At 66.8% G+C, this 15,447-nt stretch carries 21 protein-coding genes; 7 read left to right on the top strand and 14 right to left on the bottom strand.

Annotated features, from left to right (window positions below; all coding sequences use genetic code 11):
* Positions 1–869: 869 nt before the first annotated feature.
* From IEY07_RS15055 to IEY07_RS15040, 4 genes are read right to left on the bottom strand one after another with little or no spacing between them, the layout of a single operon-like run.
* Complete coding sequence (locus tag IEY07_RS15055; protein ID WP_188896209.1) at positions 870–1,622, bottom strand: ABC transporter permease; 753 nt, start codon at positions 1,620–1,622, stop codon at positions 870–872.
* The gene (locus IEY07_RS15050) at positions 1,619–2,416 is read right to left on the bottom strand and encodes an ABC transporter ATP-binding protein (RefSeq protein WP_308422946.1); all 798 of its coding nucleotides are present in this window, start codon (positions 2,414–2,416) and stop codon (positions 1,619–1,621) included. The genes IEY07_RS15055 and IEY07_RS15050 overlap by 4 nt, the downstream gene beginning before the upstream one ends.
* Positions 2,413–2,769, bottom strand: coding sequence for a DUF1048 domain-containing protein (locus IEY07_RS15045; RefSeq protein WP_188896208.1), 357 nt, complete (start codon positions 2,767–2,769; stop codon positions 2,413–2,415). Before IEY07_RS15045 ends, IEY07_RS15050 begins: the two co-directional genes overlap by 4 nt.
* Positions 2,766–3,119, bottom strand: a complete 354-nt coding sequence (locus IEY07_RS15040) for a PadR family transcriptional regulator (RefSeq protein ID WP_188896207.1) — start codon at positions 3,117–3,119, stop codon at positions 2,766–2,768. Before IEY07_RS15040 ends, IEY07_RS15045 begins: the two co-directional genes overlap by 4 nt.
* 106 nt (positions 3,120–3,225) lie before the next feature.
* Between IEY07_RS15040 and IEY07_RS15035 the strand changes: the two genes are divergently transcribed.
* Both IEY07_RS15035 and IEY07_RS15030 read left to right on the top strand, forming a co-directional pair.
* On the top strand, positions 3,226–3,930 hold the full coding sequence (locus IEY07_RS15035) for a hypothetical protein (RefSeq protein WP_188896206.1): 705 nt from the start codon (positions 3,226–3,228) through the stop codon (positions 3,928–3,930).
* Positions 3,909–4,607: a hypothetical protein gene (locus tag IEY07_RS15030; protein ID WP_188896205.1), complete on the top strand. Its 699-nt coding sequence runs from the start codon at positions 3,909–3,911 to the stop codon at positions 4,605–4,607. Before IEY07_RS15035 ends, IEY07_RS15030 begins: the two co-directional genes overlap by 22 nt.
* Before the next feature lie 53 nt (positions 4,608–4,660).
* Here IEY07_RS15030 and IEY07_RS15025 read toward each other — a convergent pair whose 3' ends face one another.
* The 3 genes from IEY07_RS15025 to IEY07_RS15015 are packed head-to-tail and all read right to left on the bottom strand — an operon-like array spanning position 4,661 to position 6,927.
* Positions 4,661–5,389, bottom strand: coding sequence for a VOC family protein (locus IEY07_RS15025; RefSeq protein WP_188896204.1), 729 nt, complete (start codon positions 5,387–5,389; stop codon positions 4,661–4,663).
* Positions 5,390–5,399: 10 nt separating this feature from the next.
* A complete protein-coding gene (locus IEY07_RS15020) occupies positions 5,400–6,251 on the bottom strand; it encodes a class I SAM-dependent methyltransferase (RefSeq protein ID WP_188896203.1) in 852 nt (283 codons plus the stop codon).
* 34 nt (positions 6,252–6,285) lie between these two features.
* On the bottom strand, positions 6,286–6,927 hold the full coding sequence (locus tag IEY07_RS15015) for an FMN-dependent NADH-azoreductase (RefSeq protein WP_188896202.1): 642 nt from the start codon (positions 6,925–6,927) through the stop codon (positions 6,286–6,288).
* 134 nt (positions 6,928–7,061) lie between these two features.
* Between IEY07_RS15015 and IEY07_RS15010 the strand changes: the two genes are divergently transcribed.
* The gene (locus IEY07_RS15010) at positions 7,062–7,532 is read left to right on the top strand and encodes a MarR family winged helix-turn-helix transcriptional regulator (RefSeq protein ID WP_188896201.1); all 471 of its coding nucleotides are present in this window, start codon (positions 7,062–7,064) and stop codon (positions 7,530–7,532) included.
* Positions 7,533–7,582: 50 nt separating this feature from the next.
* Here the strand turns inward: IEY07_RS15010 and IEY07_RS15005 are convergent, their stop codons facing one another.
* Complete coding sequence (locus IEY07_RS15005) at positions 7,583–8,218, bottom strand: TetR/AcrR family transcriptional regulator (RefSeq protein ID WP_188896200.1); 636 nt, start codon at positions 8,216–8,218, stop codon at positions 7,583–7,585.
* 93 nt (positions 8,219–8,311) lie between these two features.
* On the opposite strand from IEY07_RS15005, the gene IEY07_RS15000 reads away from it, so the two are divergent.
* Positions 8,312–9,799, top strand: coding sequence for a DHA2 family efflux MFS transporter permease subunit (locus tag IEY07_RS15000; RefSeq protein ID WP_188896199.1), 1,488 nt, complete (start codon positions 8,312–8,314; stop codon positions 9,797–9,799).
* 77 nt (positions 9,800–9,876) lie between these two features.
* Here the strand turns inward: IEY07_RS15000 and rplI are convergent, their stop codons facing one another.
* The 6 genes from rplI to IEY07_RS14970 all read right to left on the bottom strand — a co-directional run bounded on the left by rplI (position 9,877) and on the right by IEY07_RS14970 (position 13,202).
* Positions 9,877–10,326, bottom strand: a complete 450-nt coding sequence (rplI, locus tag IEY07_RS14995) for a 50S ribosomal protein L9 (RefSeq protein ID WP_188896198.1) — start codon at positions 10,324–10,326, stop codon at positions 9,877–9,879.
* 19 nt (positions 10,327–10,345) lie between these two features.
* A complete protein-coding gene (rpsR, locus tag IEY07_RS14990; protein WP_188896197.1) occupies positions 10,346–10,585 on the bottom strand; it encodes a 30S ribosomal protein S18 in 240 nt (79 codons plus the stop codon).
* 69 nt (positions 10,586–10,654) lie between these two features.
* The gene (locus tag IEY07_RS14985) at positions 10,655–11,263 is read right to left on the bottom strand and encodes a single-stranded DNA-binding protein (RefSeq protein WP_188896196.1); all 609 of its coding nucleotides are present in this window, start codon (positions 11,261–11,263) and stop codon (positions 10,655–10,657) included.
* An 88-nt stretch (positions 11,264–11,351) separates the two neighbouring features.
* Entirely contained in the window at positions 11,352–11,642 is a 291-nt protein-coding gene (gene rpsF, locus IEY07_RS14980) for a 30S ribosomal protein S6 (RefSeq protein WP_188896195.1), read from the bottom strand.
* A 189-nt stretch (positions 11,643–11,831) separates the two neighbouring features.
* Positions 11,832–12,284 carry an SRPBCC family protein gene (locus IEY07_RS14975; protein WP_188896194.1) on the bottom strand — a complete coding sequence of 151 codons (453 nt, stop codon included), beginning with the start codon at positions 12,282–12,284 and terminating at the stop codon, positions 11,832–11,834.
* 36 nt (positions 12,285–12,320) lie between these two features.
* A complete protein-coding gene (locus IEY07_RS14970) occupies positions 12,321–13,202 on the bottom strand; it encodes a phosphatase PAP2 family protein (protein ID WP_229670143.1) in 882 nt (293 codons plus the stop codon).
* A 122-nt stretch (positions 13,203–13,324) separates the two neighbouring features.
* On the opposite strand from IEY07_RS14970, the gene IEY07_RS14965 reads away from it, so the two are divergent.
* The 3 genes from IEY07_RS14965 to IEY07_RS14955 all read left to right on the top strand — a co-directional run bounded on the left by IEY07_RS14965 (position 13,325) and on the right by IEY07_RS14955 (position 15,440).
* Complete coding sequence (locus tag IEY07_RS14965) at positions 13,325–13,864, top strand: DinB family protein (protein WP_229670142.1); 540 nt, start codon at positions 13,325–13,327, stop codon at positions 13,862–13,864.
* A 94-nt stretch (positions 13,865–13,958) separates the two neighbouring features.
* Positions 13,959–14,288, top strand: coding sequence for a hypothetical protein (locus tag IEY07_RS14960; protein WP_188896191.1), 330 nt, complete (start codon positions 13,959–13,961; stop codon positions 14,286–14,288).
* A gap of 72 nt (positions 14,289–14,360) precedes the next feature.
* Entirely contained in the window at positions 14,361–15,440 is a 1,080-nt protein-coding gene (locus tag IEY07_RS14955) for a M48 family metallopeptidase (protein WP_188896190.1), read from the top strand.
* The last annotated feature ends 7 nt before the right edge of the window (positions 15,441–15,447 follow it).

Raw genomic sequence — 15,447 nt, 5'->3', positions numbered from 1 at the left:
TGACGTCCCAGCTCAACCAGGCTGTACGTCATGGTGATCTCCGCGCGTTCGACCTGCTTGAGCCGGGCAGCCACGCAGGTGGCGTCTTCGACGGCGACACCGGAGTGATCAGCATTCCACTCGGCCTGCTGACGCGCCGGGGCGAGCCGGAAATCGCCTTCATTCTCGGCCATGAGTTGCAGCACGCCGTCAGCAGTGCCGAGGCGCAGCGGCGCGTGGCGCGCTTCTTCGAGTCGGCCGAGTGGGCTGCTACCCACGACTTCGACTACACGCGGGCGATCCGCGACCATCTCGACTGGCACCGCAGCGACGAGGCCGCCGCCCACCTCGCCGGCTGGAACGGATTGGTCGACTGGATCGGTCACTACCTCCCCGACCCGACACTGGAGGATGTCGTGCTGGCGACCCGATTCCGCGCCGGCGACTTCGTCGAACTGGGAGACGGCTCGTTCGTGATCAAGCCGTTGCTGTCCGCACGACCGGACCTGCGCTTCGACCTGACCGACAGCAACATCGCTGCGATGTCGACCTACTACTTCGATCACCGCCCGTCCGAGATGCAGCTCGGCGCCCTCGGGACCTCGGACTATCGCAACGAGTACGGCTCCTGGGCAGTGATGCAGGCCGCGGCCTGCCACCGCTACTTCACCCAGCGGCACAGCCCGCAACCGACCATGATCATCAACGCCACGGAGCTCGGGCTGTCGCGCAGGATCATGGAGGAGAACGGCATTGATCTCGGCGATCGGACCGTACAGCCCTACCTCGACCGCAGCGACCACCCTCCACGCCTGGACCACCTGCATCACACCGCCGAGACCCACTGGTTCGTGCCTGACGATCGCCCGGAGCGGGTCGGCGCGCTGACGTCAGGGGACGCGCCGGTAGGCACGCATCGCGAGGACGTACGCCACCAGCCCCGCCCCGACCAACCAGGCCAGCGCGATCCAGATGTCGTTGCCGACTGGCCGGGAAGCCAACAGCGCCCGCACGGTCTCGACGATGGAGGTCACCGGTTGGTGCTCCGCGAAGACCCGGACCGGCGTCGGCATGCTCGCGGTCGGGACGAAGGCCGAGCTCACGAACGGTAGGAAGATCAACGTGTAGGAGAAGGCAGACGCGGCGTCCACCGATTTGGCCGTCAGACCCGGGATCACCGCGATCCAGGTCAGAGCCAGGGTGAAGAGCGCCAGGATTCCTGCCACTGCGAGCCAGGACAGGAGGCCGGCACCCGAGCGGAATCCCATGATCAACGCGACGCCGACGATGATCGCCAGCGAGATGAAGTTGGACACCAGCGAGGTCAGCACATGTCCCCACAGCACCGATGACCGGGCCACGGGCATCGAGTGCAGCCGGGTGATGATGCCCTTCTGGGTGTCGTTGAAGATTCGGAACGCTGTGTAGGAGATGCCACTCGCCACGGCGATCAGCAGGATCCCGGGGAGCAGGTAGTTGACGTAGTTGCCGGGGCCGGCGTTGATCGCGCCGCCGAAGACATACACGAAGAGCAGCATGAAGGCGATCGGCATGATCGCCACGGTGATGATCGTGTCGGGACTGCGCTGGATGTGTTTCATGGTGCGACCGAACAGCACGGTCGTCTCGGCAATGGTGCTCATGAGGTGGCCTCGACCTTCTTCGTGCCGACGAGCGAGAGGTAGATCTCCTCAAGTGTCGGCTGCTTGTCGATGTATTCGATCTTGGCGGGCGGAAGCAGCTTTTTCAGTTCCGCCAGGGTCCCGTCGACGACGATCCTGCCCTCGTGCAGAATCGCGATCCGGTCGGCCAACTTCTCAGCCTCGTCCAGGTGCTGAGTCGTCAACAGGATCGTGGTCCCCTGTTTCGCGAGATCCTTGACCGTGTCCCAGACCTCCAGCCGGCCCTCCGGGTCGAGACCCGTGGTCGGCTCGTCCAGGAAGATCACCTCGGGGCTGCCGACCAGGCTCATCGCAATGTCGAGTCGCCGGGTCATGCCGCCGGAGTAGGTCCCGGCACGCTTGTCGGCCGCCCCGGCCAGGCCGAACTGCTCCAGCAGTCGCCCGGCAACCGCAGCCGGGTCCGGCACCCGCCGCAGCCTGGCGACCAGGACCAGATTCTCCCGACCGGTCAGGACTTCGTCGACGGCCGCGAACTGACCGGTCAGGCTGATCGCCCGCCGCACACGGTCCGCCTCGCGGCTTGTGTCGAAGCCGGCAACCCGGGCGGCCCCGGCGTCAGGCTTCAGCAGGGTCGACAGGATGTTGATCGTCGTCGTCTTGCCGGCGCCGTTGGAGCCCAGCAGAGCGAAGATCTCGCCTCCCGACACCCGGAAGTCGACACCCTTGAGGACCTCGACCTCCCCGTACGCCTTCTGCAGTCCCACTGCCTCGATGGCATTGGCCTCGATGGCCTTGGCCTCGGACGCGACGGTCATGACTCTGGCTCCTCACCCTTGAGCCGCTTGTGCACGTTGCGATTCAGCTTGTTGTGCCAGTTCTCGGTGTAGGTGTTGGCGTTGCGGAGCAGCTCGTCGGCGAAGTCGGCGACATCCTCCCCGGTGACCTCGAGCGCGCTCTTGCCGTCGGCGACTCCCGCCTCGAAGAGCTCCAGCAGGTCACGCAGGATGTAGACGATGTCCATCCCGGTTCCTCCGGAGAAACTCCACATGTACTTCTGGATCTCGGCGTAGACGATCTGGTAGTCACGGGGCAGCTTGTGGGCGCGGGCCTCCATCGCCCGCCACTCCTTCTTGTCCCCGATCAGCTTCTTCAGGTAGTTCCCGATCATGGTTTCCTCGGAGCCTCGTTGATCTTGGGTTCATTGGTCTTGAGCTCATTGATCTTGGTGGAGACGAAGTCCCAGCGGGCCCAGAAGGTGGCCAGCTCCGCACGACCCGCATCGTTGAGGGTGTAGAACTTCCTCGGCGGTCCCTGGGTCGACGGCTTCTTCTCAATGATCACCAGCTTGTTCTTCTCCAGCCGCAGCAGGATCGTGTAAACCGTTCCTTCGACGACATCGGCGAAGCCGAGCTCCCGCAGCGTCGAGGCGATCTCGTAGCCGTAGGTCTCGCCGCGACTGATGATCTCGAGCACACAGCCCTCGAGGACGCCCTTGAGCATCTCCGTCAGATGGTCCACCGATGATCCCCCTGCCTGCTACCGTGACTTCAGTAGTCGGTGTCACGGACTACCACTAGTCTGTGACACTAGGTAGTGAATGTCAAGCGGGGCTCGAGGAGTTTGCATGGTGGCCGGACTGATGGCCTTTGTCGTGATCATGGGCGGCCTGATCGCTCTCGTGGTCGTCCTGGTGGTCATCGGGCAGCAGAACCGCAAGCGCCGGATGGAAGAATTCGGCAGACTCGCCGCCGGCGTCGGCCTGCAGTTCATCCCCGCGGACAACTCGTTCCTGCTCCGCTACAGCGACGGGCACGCACCCTTCCAGGGCCGCGGCGCTGCCCGCAACATCCTGTTGGGCAATTTCCGCGGGCGGCCGGTCTGTCTCTTCCAGTACAGCTACACGACGTCCTCGTACAACGGGACGCGGACCACCTCGACGACGCATTCGTACGCGATCTGGCTCGTCGCGCTCCCTCGTCCGGTCCCGCTCTTCTCGGTCGGCCACGAGGGCATCTTCGGCGGCAAGGTCGCAGCTGCCATAGGATTCCGCCGGCTCGATATCGGCGACCCGAGCTTCGACGACGTCTTCAAGATCAAGTGCGATAACGAGTGGTTCGGCCGGCGGGTCCTGCATCCGGCGGTGATCGACCTGCTGCGCCGCACCGGGCCCTGGAACTGGCGGCTCTCCGGACCGAACATGATCAGCTATCAGGAGGGTATTTTCGAGCCGGCTGCCGCCCTGCCTCGGCTCAACCTGATGTGCGATCTGATCGATCGGATCCCCGCTGACGCCTGGGGGGAGGCCGAGTGGACGACCAGACGCTGGTGATCGTCGTCGGGGCAGTGTTCTTCGGCATCGTGATCATCGCGATCGTCAGCTGGTTCGCCCAACAGCGGAAGAACGAGGAGCGCGAACAAGAGTTCACCCGGCTCGCGACCCAGTACGGCCTGCACTTCATCGCCGAAGACAACTCCTACAGCGGCCGCTATGACGACGGCCAGAAGCCGTTCCGGACCCTCGGTGGCAAGGCCCGCAACATCCTCCAGGGCAGCTACCGTGGGCGAGCGGTCTGCGTCTTCGAATACCGCTACACCACGACGTCATCCAACGGGCAGACGACCTCGTCGACCACCCACCACTTCCCGATCTGGGTCGTCGGACTCCCGGCTGCGGCACCGCTCTTCACGGTCGGCGCCGAGGGCATGTTCGGTGGCAAGGTCGCCTCCGCGCTGGGATTCGAACGCCTGGACATCGGTGACAAGGCCTTCGACGACGCCTTCAAGGTCAAGTGTGACGACGAGCAGTTCGGCCGGCGGGTCCTGCATCCGGCGGTGATCGATCTGCTGCGCCGCACCGGCCCCTGGGACTGGCGCTTCTCCGGTCCGAACATGATCAGCTACAGCCAGGGCGTCTTCGAGGCAGCCGCCGCCATGCCCCAGCTCGATCTGATGTGCGATCTGCTCGACCTCGTGCCCGCAGACGCCTGGACTCGCACCGGACGCTGACCCTTCGACAAGCTCAGGAGGCTGCAGGCGCATGCCTTCGACAAGGCTCGGAGTTAGGCGAGCGGCAGCCGGTCGGTGATGCAGTAGGTGCCACCGGGGCCGGTCAGCACTGTCCAACCGTCACGGCGACGTACGACCTCCGAGCCGAGCGCCTGGTGCCGCAGGGTCTCTGCCTCGCGATCGTCGGTGGCCCAGTCGATGTGGCCGCGGACCAGCCCGGTCGGCTCGTCCAGGCGCTGCAGCAGGATCCGCAGCGGCAGGCCGGGATTGCGGGCGATCGATGAGAATTCCGCTTCGTCCGTCGGACGTACGTCGGTACCGATGATCTTGGCCCAGAAGGCGGTCTCGATGTCCCACTGCCGCGACGGGATGTCGATACAGAGTTGATCAACGATGCTGCGGTGATCATCCGGCCAGATCGATGCGGCCGTGACGCCCTCGGACGGGTCGGCGACGAAACAGAAGACGAATCCGCCCGGCGAGCTCAGGACCTCGCACTCGGGGTTGTCGGTGATCATGGTCGCACCGGCCGCGATCGCACCGACGGCAGCAGCGGACGGGTCGGCGACGTGCAGATCGAGATGGACCCGATCGCCACCGTCGGCTATCCGTTGCAGGGCGAGGAAAGTCGGGCGCGACACCGGAGCAAGACCTTGAAACTCGGCGTGATCGCCGGCCGGACCGCGGACGTCGTATCCGGTCAGCCGCTGCCAATGATCGACTGCGCCCTGATAGTGATCGGGCGTGAAATCCAACATCACCTTCAGCCAGAACGGTTCCATGGCAGGTCCTCTACCCGGTCAGCCTGGTCGTTGACACCGTGGTGGTCACGTACTCCATCACGAAGCTGCCGCCCAGCCGGTCGATCGCTGCGCCGACCGCCTCGAGCACCGGTGCCACCCGCTCGGCCGGCACCCGGGTCAGAGTCCCCTGGGTCGGCAGCATCGCCAGATACTCCTCCCGGGTGTACGGCTGCTGCCAGGCGTCCTGCCAGCGCTCGGGCTCGCTGAAGCCGCCCACGGAACGCAGGCCGTCGGCGGCCCGGTCGGCGATCGTCGTGTAGAGCTGCGCGGCGGGTGGTGGCGTACGACCGATCTGCCCCGGCCAGTCGGGCACTGCCTTCGCGAAGGCGTCGGCGTAGGCAGCAGTGACCGCCGCGGGCGCATCGCCGGCATTCCAGAAGAGGGCGATCCGACCCTCCGGTCGGAGTACCTGACGGGCCTTCGCGGCACCGGTGGCCGGATCGACCCAGTGCCAGGTCTGCCCGGCGACCAGCGCATCGAAAGTCCGACCCCGCGGATCCCAGTCCTCGATCCTCGACTCCTCGACCTCGAAGCCGAAGGACCGGGCGAAGGCGGCCATCCGCAGATCCGGCTCGACGCCGACCACTTCCGCCCCGGCGTCTCGCAGTTGCCGGGCCACGATCCCGGTCCCGATGCCCACGTCGAGCACCTCACGGCCGGGACTGGTCGCGAGGATCCGGTCGATCAGCGGCTGCGGATACCGCGGCCGCCATCGGTCGTAACCCATCGGATCGGTGCCGAAGGACTCGGCGACCGAGCGCTCCCGATGGATCTCGACCGGCGGCGGCCCAGAGGACGACCCCGAAGACGCCCCGGACGACGAGGAGGGCGGAGTGGACATGCCATCACACTAGGCGCAACCCCAGGCGTACGGATCAGGCGGCGAGGGGCTCCCAGAGCGCGTCGATCTCGGCCTCGGCGGCGCGCAGGCTTTCGTCGGCCAGCGGGATCAACTCCGCCATCGCCGGCGTGACCTTGGCCAGCGTCAGCTCGGCCTCGATGAATCGCGGCTCGAGGCCGGTCAGGGAGAGACCGTGCGGCAGCCAGACCGAGGCGTGATCCCAACCCTGCTTGGGCGTACCGGGACCGTAGCCGCCGCCCCGGGTGGCGATCACGATGAAATCGCGGCCGCCGAGCAGGCCCGCACCGGTCTCCGGATCGATGGTCAGACCGGGAGCGATCAAGTGGTCGACCCAGGACTTGATCACGCTCGGCGGGCCGTAGTTGTAGAGCGGCAGGCCGAGCAGCACCGTGTCGGCGGCCTTGATCTCCTCGGCCAGCTCGACGGTCAGATTCCAGGATGCCTGCTGGGCAGGGCTTTGCTGATCCGGCGGAACCATCCGGGCCAGGCCGGCGTCGGCGTCGAGGTGCGGGATCGGATCCTTGCCGAGATCCCGGTAGCTGACGGTGCCGCCGGGGTGAGCGGCCTGCCACGCCGCGGCGGCGCGAGCGGTGAGGGTACGACTGACGGAGTTGTCGCCCTGGATGCTGGAGTCGATGTGGAGCAGGTGGCTCATGGCACGCCTTCCTGATGAGTGGCTGGAAATCAATAGATTGTCTTGCACCAATCATCTATACATGACCGCTCAATAGTGAAACGCGTATCAATGGTTGAGACGCGATCATTGCCTGCCGGGCTAGTGTTGGAGCCATGCAGGAGCTGCCCGTCGTCAACCAGCCACCCCGGCGATCGGGCGCGCTGCTGGAGAATGTGGCGCGCAAACTGCGGGTCCAGTCGGCGGAACTCCTGACCCCGCTCGGCATGCGGCCGCGGCACCTGGTCGCCCTGACCGTGATCCGCGAGCACGACGGCATCCTGCAGCGCGAGCTGGCGGCAGAATTGCAGCTGGACAGCACCAACGTCGTCGGACTGCTCAACGAGCTGGAGGCCGAGGATCTGATCGAACGCCGCCGGTCAGCGGCGGACCGGCGGCTGCATCACGTACTGCTGACCGAGGCCGGCCACACGAAGCTGGCCAAGGCCGAGCGGGCGTTGGAAGCCGCCGAGGCCGCGGTGCTGTGTGGGCTGGACGTCGAGGAGCGCAACGCCCTCTACGAACTGCTCGCCAAAGCGACCACACCCAGCACCTCCGCCTGCATGGAAGGGTCGCTCACCGACTAGTCGGATCGCGGGAGTAGTCGGATCGCAGGAGTGGTCGCGATCAGTCGCGATCAGTCGGCGGGGGTGCCGATCTGGCGCGCCTGTTGGGCCGCGGTGGCCCGCAGCACCAGGCCGGCCTTCTTGCCGAAGCATTCCTGGACCAACTCCCGCGCCGTCGGATCGACGTCGTGCTCGGCCGGGATCCGCAGCGCCAGCACGGTGTTGATCAACATGCCCTGGGCGAGGAAGTCCCGCGCCATGTCCGGGCCGAAGTCGGCCTCGTCGCGCAGCAGCCGATAGATGTCGGTGAATCCGCGGCGCGCGCACGGCCCGATCACCGGATGGTGCCCGAGCAGGAATCCCTGCATCAGCGCCATCTGGATGGTGTCGTCCTCGATCAGGTCGACGTAGGCCAGCGCCAGCCGGGGCGCGAGTTCCTCCGCCCCTGCTTGGCTGCCGGCATCCTCCAGAACCTGACGGAACGTGGTGAGCACCTGGTTCCTGGCTCGCTCCAGCACCGCGACCAGCAGGTTGTCCTTGCCGCCGAACATCCGGACCACGTACGGCTGGCTGATGCCGGCCTCCTGGGCGACCACATCGGTCGTCGCTCCGGCGTAACCGCGCGCCCCGAAGACCCGCGCGGCTGCCTGCAGGATCTGCTCCCGGCGCTCGGCTGCGGGAATCCGTTCAGCTTTTTTCTCGGTCACACTTGACATGTTATCGGATGATTACTTAATCTCGAAGACGGAGGTAATCATTCGATTACAACCTGAGATCTCTCCGTACGATGGAGGCTTGCGATGGCAACCGCCTTGCTTGACGAACCGGCCGCACCCGCGGCCCGCAACCGCACCCGGCCGCTGTGGCTGGTGCTGCTCGCCGCATCACTGCCGATGTTCATGGCGACCCTGGACAATCTCGTGGTCACCAACGCCCTGCCGGTGATCGCCCGCAACATCAACGCCGGGATCGACGAACTGCAGTGGGTCGTCAACGCCTACACGCTGTCCTTCGCGACGTTCATCCTGATGGCCGTCGGGCTCGGCGACCGTCTCGGACGCCGTACGGTCTTCCTGATCGCGACCGGCCTCTTCATCACCGCCTCCGCCCTGGCCGGGCTGAGCACGCAGCCCTGGGAGCTGATTGCCGCCCGGGCCCTGCAAGGTGTCGGCGGTGCGGCTCTGATGCCGTTGTCCTTGACCCTGCTGGCAGGCTCGGTGAGCGAGCGGATGCGGCCCGCGGCGATCGGCATCTGGGGCGGCATCTCCGGCCTCGGTGTCGCGCTCGGCCCGCTGGTCGGCGGCGCCGTCACCCAGGGCTGGAGCTGGCAGGGCATCTTCTGGATCAATGTCCCGATCGGCCTGATCGCGATCCCGCTGGTGCTCTTCGCGGTCGGCAACAGCTTTGGCGAGCGACTTCGTGCCGACGTGATCGGGCTCGTGCTGGCAGGTCTGGGCGTGCTGGGGGTCGTCTACGGGATCGTCCGCGGCAATGACGCCGGCTGGTCCAGCCTCGAGGTGCTCGGCGCGCTGATCGGCGGCGCCGTCCTGATCGGGTTGTTCCTGGTCCGCGAAGCGACGACCACGGCGCCACTGCTGCCGTTGCGGCTCTTCCGGAGCCGGAGCTTCTCCGCCGCGAACGTGGTCGGGATGGTCTTCAGCTTCGGGATCTTCGGATCGGTCTTCATCCTGATCCAGTACCTGCAGGTGGTGCAGGGCCGCAGTCCGCTGATGTCCGGTGTGCTGACGATGCCGTGGACGCTGGCGCCGCTGGTCGTCGCGCCGTTGACCGGCTTCCTGATCGTGCCGCGCTTCGGCACCCGGCTGCCGATCGCGGTCGGTCTGGCGCTGTCGGCGATCGGGATCACCTGGATCGGCTGGATGATGACGCCCGACCTGCCCTACTCGCAGATGTTCGTGCCGTTCGCCGTCACCGGGATCGGGATGGGGCTGATCTTCGCGCCGTCCTCGACCGCGGTGCTGCACCGGATGGCGGCCGCCGACCACGCCAAGGCGTCGGGCACCAACGCGACACTGCGGGAGATGGGCACCGCTCTCGGCGTCGCCGTGCTGACTGCGGTCTTCACCGGCGCCGGCGGGCAGCTGACGCCGACCGGTTATGTCGACGCCGCTCGGCACGCCGTCTTCGTCGGTGGTGCGGTGCTCGCCGCCTCGGTGATCGCCGCGCTCTTCCTGCCCAGCAGGTCTCGGGAGCATGGGGATGCACGTGCCGAGGAGGGGGTCGAGGTCACCTTGGACACCGTGGCGGTCGGCGCCGGCGCCGAGTAGCCGGAACCCAGGAATGACGAAAGGGCGGCCCCGATGGGGCCGCCCTTTCTGTGGTGTCGTGCTCTACGCGCTGACGATCAGGCCTCGGCGACGACGGTGACCGGGATGTGCGCGGTCACCGCGTCGTGCAGCTTGATGCCCACGGTGTGCTGACCGAGCGTACGGATCGGCTTGGTCACCTGGACGGCGCGCTTGTCGATGGCCGGGCCACCGGACTTCTTGATCGCGGTCACGATCGACGACGGGGTGACCGAACCGAAGAGCTTGCCGCTCTCGGAGGTACGGACCTCGACCTCGACCTCGACCTTCTCCAGCTGCTCGCGAACCTGCTGGGCGTGCTCGATGCCACGGATCTCCCGTGCGTCCCGGGCGCGCTTGATGCCGTCGATCTGCTTCTCGGCACCCTTGGTCCAGCTGATCGCGAAACCGCGCGGGACCAGGAAGTTACGGCCGTAACCGTCCTTGACGTCGACGATGTCGCCGGCAACCCCGAGGTTGTCGACGGGCGCGGTGAGAATGAGCTTCATCTGTCTGTTCTCCTCAATCTCAGCGAGCGGTCGTCGCGTACGGCAGCAGCGCCATCTCGCGGGCGTTCTTGATCGCGATGGCGACCTTGCGCTGGTCCTGGACACTCAGTCCGGTCACCCGGCGGGCGCGGATCTTGCCCCGCTCGGAAATGAACTTCCGCAGGGTCGCGGTGTCCTTGTAGTCGACGGGCTGGCCCTTGCGGAGCGGATTGGCCTTCTTCTTGGGCTTCCGCTCTGCGTTACGTGGTGCGTTGGCCATTGTGGTGCTCTCCTTCTCTGAGCCCGGCTGATGCCGGAATGTGCCATGTCTGGATGAAAAAGTTGTGGATCAGAAGGGTGGTTCGTCGTTGGTGTTGGTCGCCCACGGATCGTTGCCTCCGAAGGAACCGCCGCCTTGGTTGCCACCCTGGTTGGCGCCCTGGTTGCCGCCGCCGTCGTTGCTCGCCCAGGGGTCGTTGCCCCCGTACGAACCGCCCTGGTTGCCGCCACCGGAGTTGCCGCCGCCTTGGTTGTAGCCGCCACCGGAGTTGCCGCCGTAGCCGCCACCCCGCTGGCCGCCACCCTGTCCGCTGCTGCTGGTCCGGGTGACCTTGGCGGTCGCGTACCGCAGCGCGGGGCCGATCTCGTCGACATCGATCTCGAATACGGTCCGCCGCTCACCCTCGCGGGTTTCGTAGCTGCGGGACTTCAGCCGTCCCTGGACGATCACCCGCATGCCCTTCTGCAAGGACTCGGCGACGTTCTCGGCGGCCTGTCGCCAGACCGCACAGTTGATGAACATCGCCTCGCCGTCGCGCCATTCGTTGGTCTGACGGTCGAAGTTGCGGGGCGTCGAAGCAACGGTGAAGTTGGCAACGGCCGCACCCGACGGGGTGAAGCGCAGCTCCGGGTCGGCGGTCAGATTGCCGACGAGGGTGATGGTGGTTTCGCCTGCCATTGATGTCTCCGGTGATCAGCGGTACGTGAGCTCAGTGGTGAACACTGTGCCACGGACCTCAGACGGTTGTCTGTCAGTGATCCACAGATCACTTGGCGTCGGTACGCAGTACCTTCGTCCGCATGATCGACTCGTTGATGCCGAGCTGACGATCCAGCTCCTGGACATCAGCCGGTTCGGACGTCAGGTTGACGACCGCGTAGATGCCTTCCGGCTTCTTGTTGATCTCGTACGCCAGACGACGACGACCCCAGATGTCAACGGTCTCGACGGTTCCGCCGGCGTTGGTGATCACCTTGAGGTAATTGTCGAGCGTGGGCTGGACCTGACGCTCGTCGGTGTCCGGGTCGATGATGATCATGACCTCGTATTTGCGCATACGCGAACTCCTCCTCCTCTGGTCTCTGCGGTCATGGGACGTCCCCATGACAGGAGGGCGATGCTTCGGTCTGCTCCGTTGGATGGAGCGAACCGACTCTCTAGGCTACCGGTCCGGCGCCCGCCGACACGAATCGGCGCTTGGCCGTGCGGTTGGGGCGTGGAGAGCTGCGGGGACGTACGCCCCGGGTCAGGCTCCCGACTCCGCGAGCGCCGCGAGCCGGTCGACTGAGGCGGCCAGCGCGTCCGGCGTGTTCTGCCGCGCCCGGGCCATCCGCTTCTCGTCGGTCAACGCAGTCCAGTCGTAGCTGTGGATGACCCGGGTCCGACCGTCTCCCAGCGGCTCGAGTGCCCAGCGCCAGAGGTGTCCCGGCGGCTCTTCTCCGGGCGGGGCCGGCTGCCAGGCGATCAGTCGGGATTCGTCGAATTCGACGACGCGGTTCTCCCGTACCTGGCCGGACGTCAGCGTCATCACGAAGACGTCGCCGACTCCCCGCACCCGCTGCCCGACATCGGCATTGCCGAGATTGTCGTTGCCGTCCCAGCGTGGTTGCTGCGCCGGGTCGGCGATCAGCTCGAAGATCGTCTCCGGATCGGCGGCGACCTCGCGGCTCACCCGGACCACCCTTGGCACGTCGGTCATGCGGCTATCGAACCACGACTCGCTACGATCCGGGCGTCAGTTGGAGGTACGGGAGACGAGGGTGGCGTACGAGCTGACGCTGAGGGCGGCGACCGCGGCGATCACCGCGGCCGTGACCGGGATGATCCGGGAGGCGTCCGGGCCGGCGGTCCAGCCGAATCCGTAGATGATCACTCCCAGGGCGGCGACCGCTCCGCCGAGCATCGCGGAGAACGAACCGCTGTGCCGGCCGGCGCCGTCCCGGGCGGTGCCGGCGACGAACGCCGACACCAAAGCAGCCCAGGCCAGGGTGACCAGCAGCCCGGCGACCACGTCGCTGGGCCGGTGCCAGCCGGCGATGACCGTGGCCAGGCCGGTCAGCCCTCCGACCGCCGAGCCGGCGAAGGTGACCAGCCACCGCAGGGCGCGCGGCGAGACCAGCACAGCGGCCAGGACCAACGAGAAGACCACCGTGGTGTGTCCACTGGGCAGGGTGTTGATGGTCGCGCTGGTGCCGATGTCGGCACCGAGGTCGGGCCGGGTGAGGAGATAGTGCTTGAGCACCTCGGTGGTCAGGTTGGCGCCGAGCACCAGCACGATCGCAGCTCCGGCCAGCCGGAACCGGCCGCGTACGGCAGCGACCGCGATCATCGCCGCCAGGGCGATCGCGGCCGAGCCGACACTGACCTGCTCCAGAAGATGCACCAGCCGGTCGTTCAGACCGCTGGTGCCGCCGTCCAGTACCCGCATCGCAAGATCGTCGTAGTGCTGGCCGAAGACGGTGTGCAGTGCGACCCAGACCGTCGCCACGATGCCGGCCACTGCAGTCGCCGCGACCGGGATCGCGGCCGTGGCGGGATGCGGCCGGGTGATCCTCGGCGGCCGGCCGGACGCTGGTGCGTACCCGGGCGCGGGCGACGGGGACGGGCGCTCGGTCATGAGGGTCATACTCCCAGGATGCCGCGCTCGGACGGCCGTCCCGCCTCGCCGGCGGATTCTGATCGAATCCACAGCATTGCGCCGCTCAGCCGATGACCCTCCCGCCCGCTAGCGTGCGCCCTGTGGCCCACCCCGACAACGGACCCGAAGCGGATCCGTTCGCCGAGCCTGCCGGTTCGCTGAGCGATCCGTCCGCTCTGCTGATCGGCTACCTGCGCACCTACCGCGACGCCTTGGACCGCAAGCTGGCCGGCCTGAGTGATGATCAACTCCGGACCGCCGTGCTGCCGAGCGGCTGGACTCCGATCGAGCTGCTCAAGCATCTGGCCTACATGGAACGCCGCTGGTTCGTCTGGGGCTTCCTCGGCCGGGACCTGCACGATCCGTTCGGCGATCGGGACCCCGCGGACCGGCGCCGCTGGGCAGTCGCAGCGGACGATACGGTCGCCGCCCTGCAGGCATTCCTGGGCGAGCAGGCCGCGGCGACCGAACGGGTGCTCTCCGAGCACCGGCTGGACGAGGTCGCCGCGACGACCGGGCGGTTCCCGACCGACCCTCCGACGCTGGCCTGGATCGGCTTCCACGTGCTCCAGGAGTACGCCCGCCACGTCGGCCACCTCGACGCGGTCCGCGAACTGATCGACAGCCGGACCGGCGAATGAAGAAGAAACCTTGCAACCGGACGGAACCGAATCCCTCGGTGCCCCCGTCGTATGTGCAGTGCGCACGGTGCGTACGAATCTGAAGGAGACAAAAGTGACCGCCGCCCCCTACCCGACGAACCCCGCCGCCAACGCGGCCGCCGATCCCGGCCGGACCATGGGAATTGTCGGCCTGGTGCTGTCCATCTTCATCCCGATCGTGGGTCTGATCGTCAGCATCATCGCCCGCCGCAAGTCCAAGTTGGCCGGCTTCGCCAACACCCTTGCTCTGGTCGGCATCATCATCGGTGTGGTCTTCACCGTCCTCGGACTCGGCGGTACGGCCGCCGGCATCGTCGCCGCGGTGCACGCCGCCCACCAGTGCGCCGACCTCGGCCCCGGGGTCCATCAGGTCGGTAGCACCACCTACACCTGTGGCGGCTGATCACCGGCCCGGCTGATCGCTGAGCTTGTCGAAGCGCAAGCACGCGAACCGGCCCCGACCTAAACTCACCGCATGAGCTACGCAGATCAGCGGGAGTTGGGTCGGGGCCGGATTCGTTTTCCTGACATCAGCCCGCGGGCGTACGAACATCCTGCTGATCGCGGCGCACTGGTCGCCCTGCGGGCCATTCCCGGATTCGACACCGTGCTGAAGGCGATCTCCGGCGCGATCGGTGAGCGCAGCATCCGGCTGCTCTATCTGGCCAGCTCGGTCCGGGTATCGCCCCGGCAGTATCCCGATCTCCACCAGATGATCAACGAGTGTGCTACCACCCTCGACCTGCAGCCGGTCCCCGAGCTCTACATCCAGCAGGATCCCCAACCCAACGCGATGACCATCGGCCTGGACAAGCCGATCATCGTGATCACCACCGGGATGCTCAAACTCGTCGACACCGACGGGATCCGGTTCGTGATCGGCCACGAGGTCGGCCATGTGGTCAGTGGTCACGCGCTCTACCGGACGATGTTGTTGCAGCTGGTCGGGATCGCCACCCAGATCCAGTGGCTGCCGATCGGCGCCTGGGGCATCCGGGCGATCATCGCCGCGCTGATGGAGTGGTTCCGCAAATCCGAACTGTCCTGCGACCGGGCCGGATTGCTGTGTGTCCAGGATCCGCGAGCCGTCCTGAAGGTGCACGCGTCCCTGGCCGGCGCCTTGAATCCGGACGAGATGGACGTTGCAGGATTCCTTGATCAGGCAAAGGACTACCAGGAACGCGGCGATGTCCGGGACTCGGTGCTGAAGATCCTGCAGATCTCCGGCCAGACCCACCCACTGGCGGCACTGCGCGCCGCCGAGCTGCAGAAGTGGGCTGCCGGTCTCGAATACCAGGAGATCCTGGCCGGCAATTACCCGCGCCGTTCCGAGGACAAGGACGCCCCGCTCACCGACGACGTCAAGGCCGCCGCGGCCTCCTATCGCGAGGACTTCAAGAGCAGCCGCGACCCGTTGATCAAGGTGGTCGGCACCGTCAGCGGCGTGATGGGCGGGGTCGGCGGCGCGGCCGCCAATCGCGTACGGGATTGGTGGCAGGCCGGGCGCGGCAGTGAACCACCGCAGGATCCTGACACGCCGGCTGCCGACGAGTAACGAAACG

It is taken from the genome of Microlunatus endophyticus (assembly GCF_014646195.1).
GTDB classification, from domain to species: Bacteria; Actinomycetota; Actinomycetes; order Propionibacteriales; family Propionibacteriaceae; genus Microlunatus; species Microlunatus endophyticus.
Note: the sequence above shows the minus strand (reverse complement) of the source record. Positions and strands in the feature narration are given on the sequence as shown.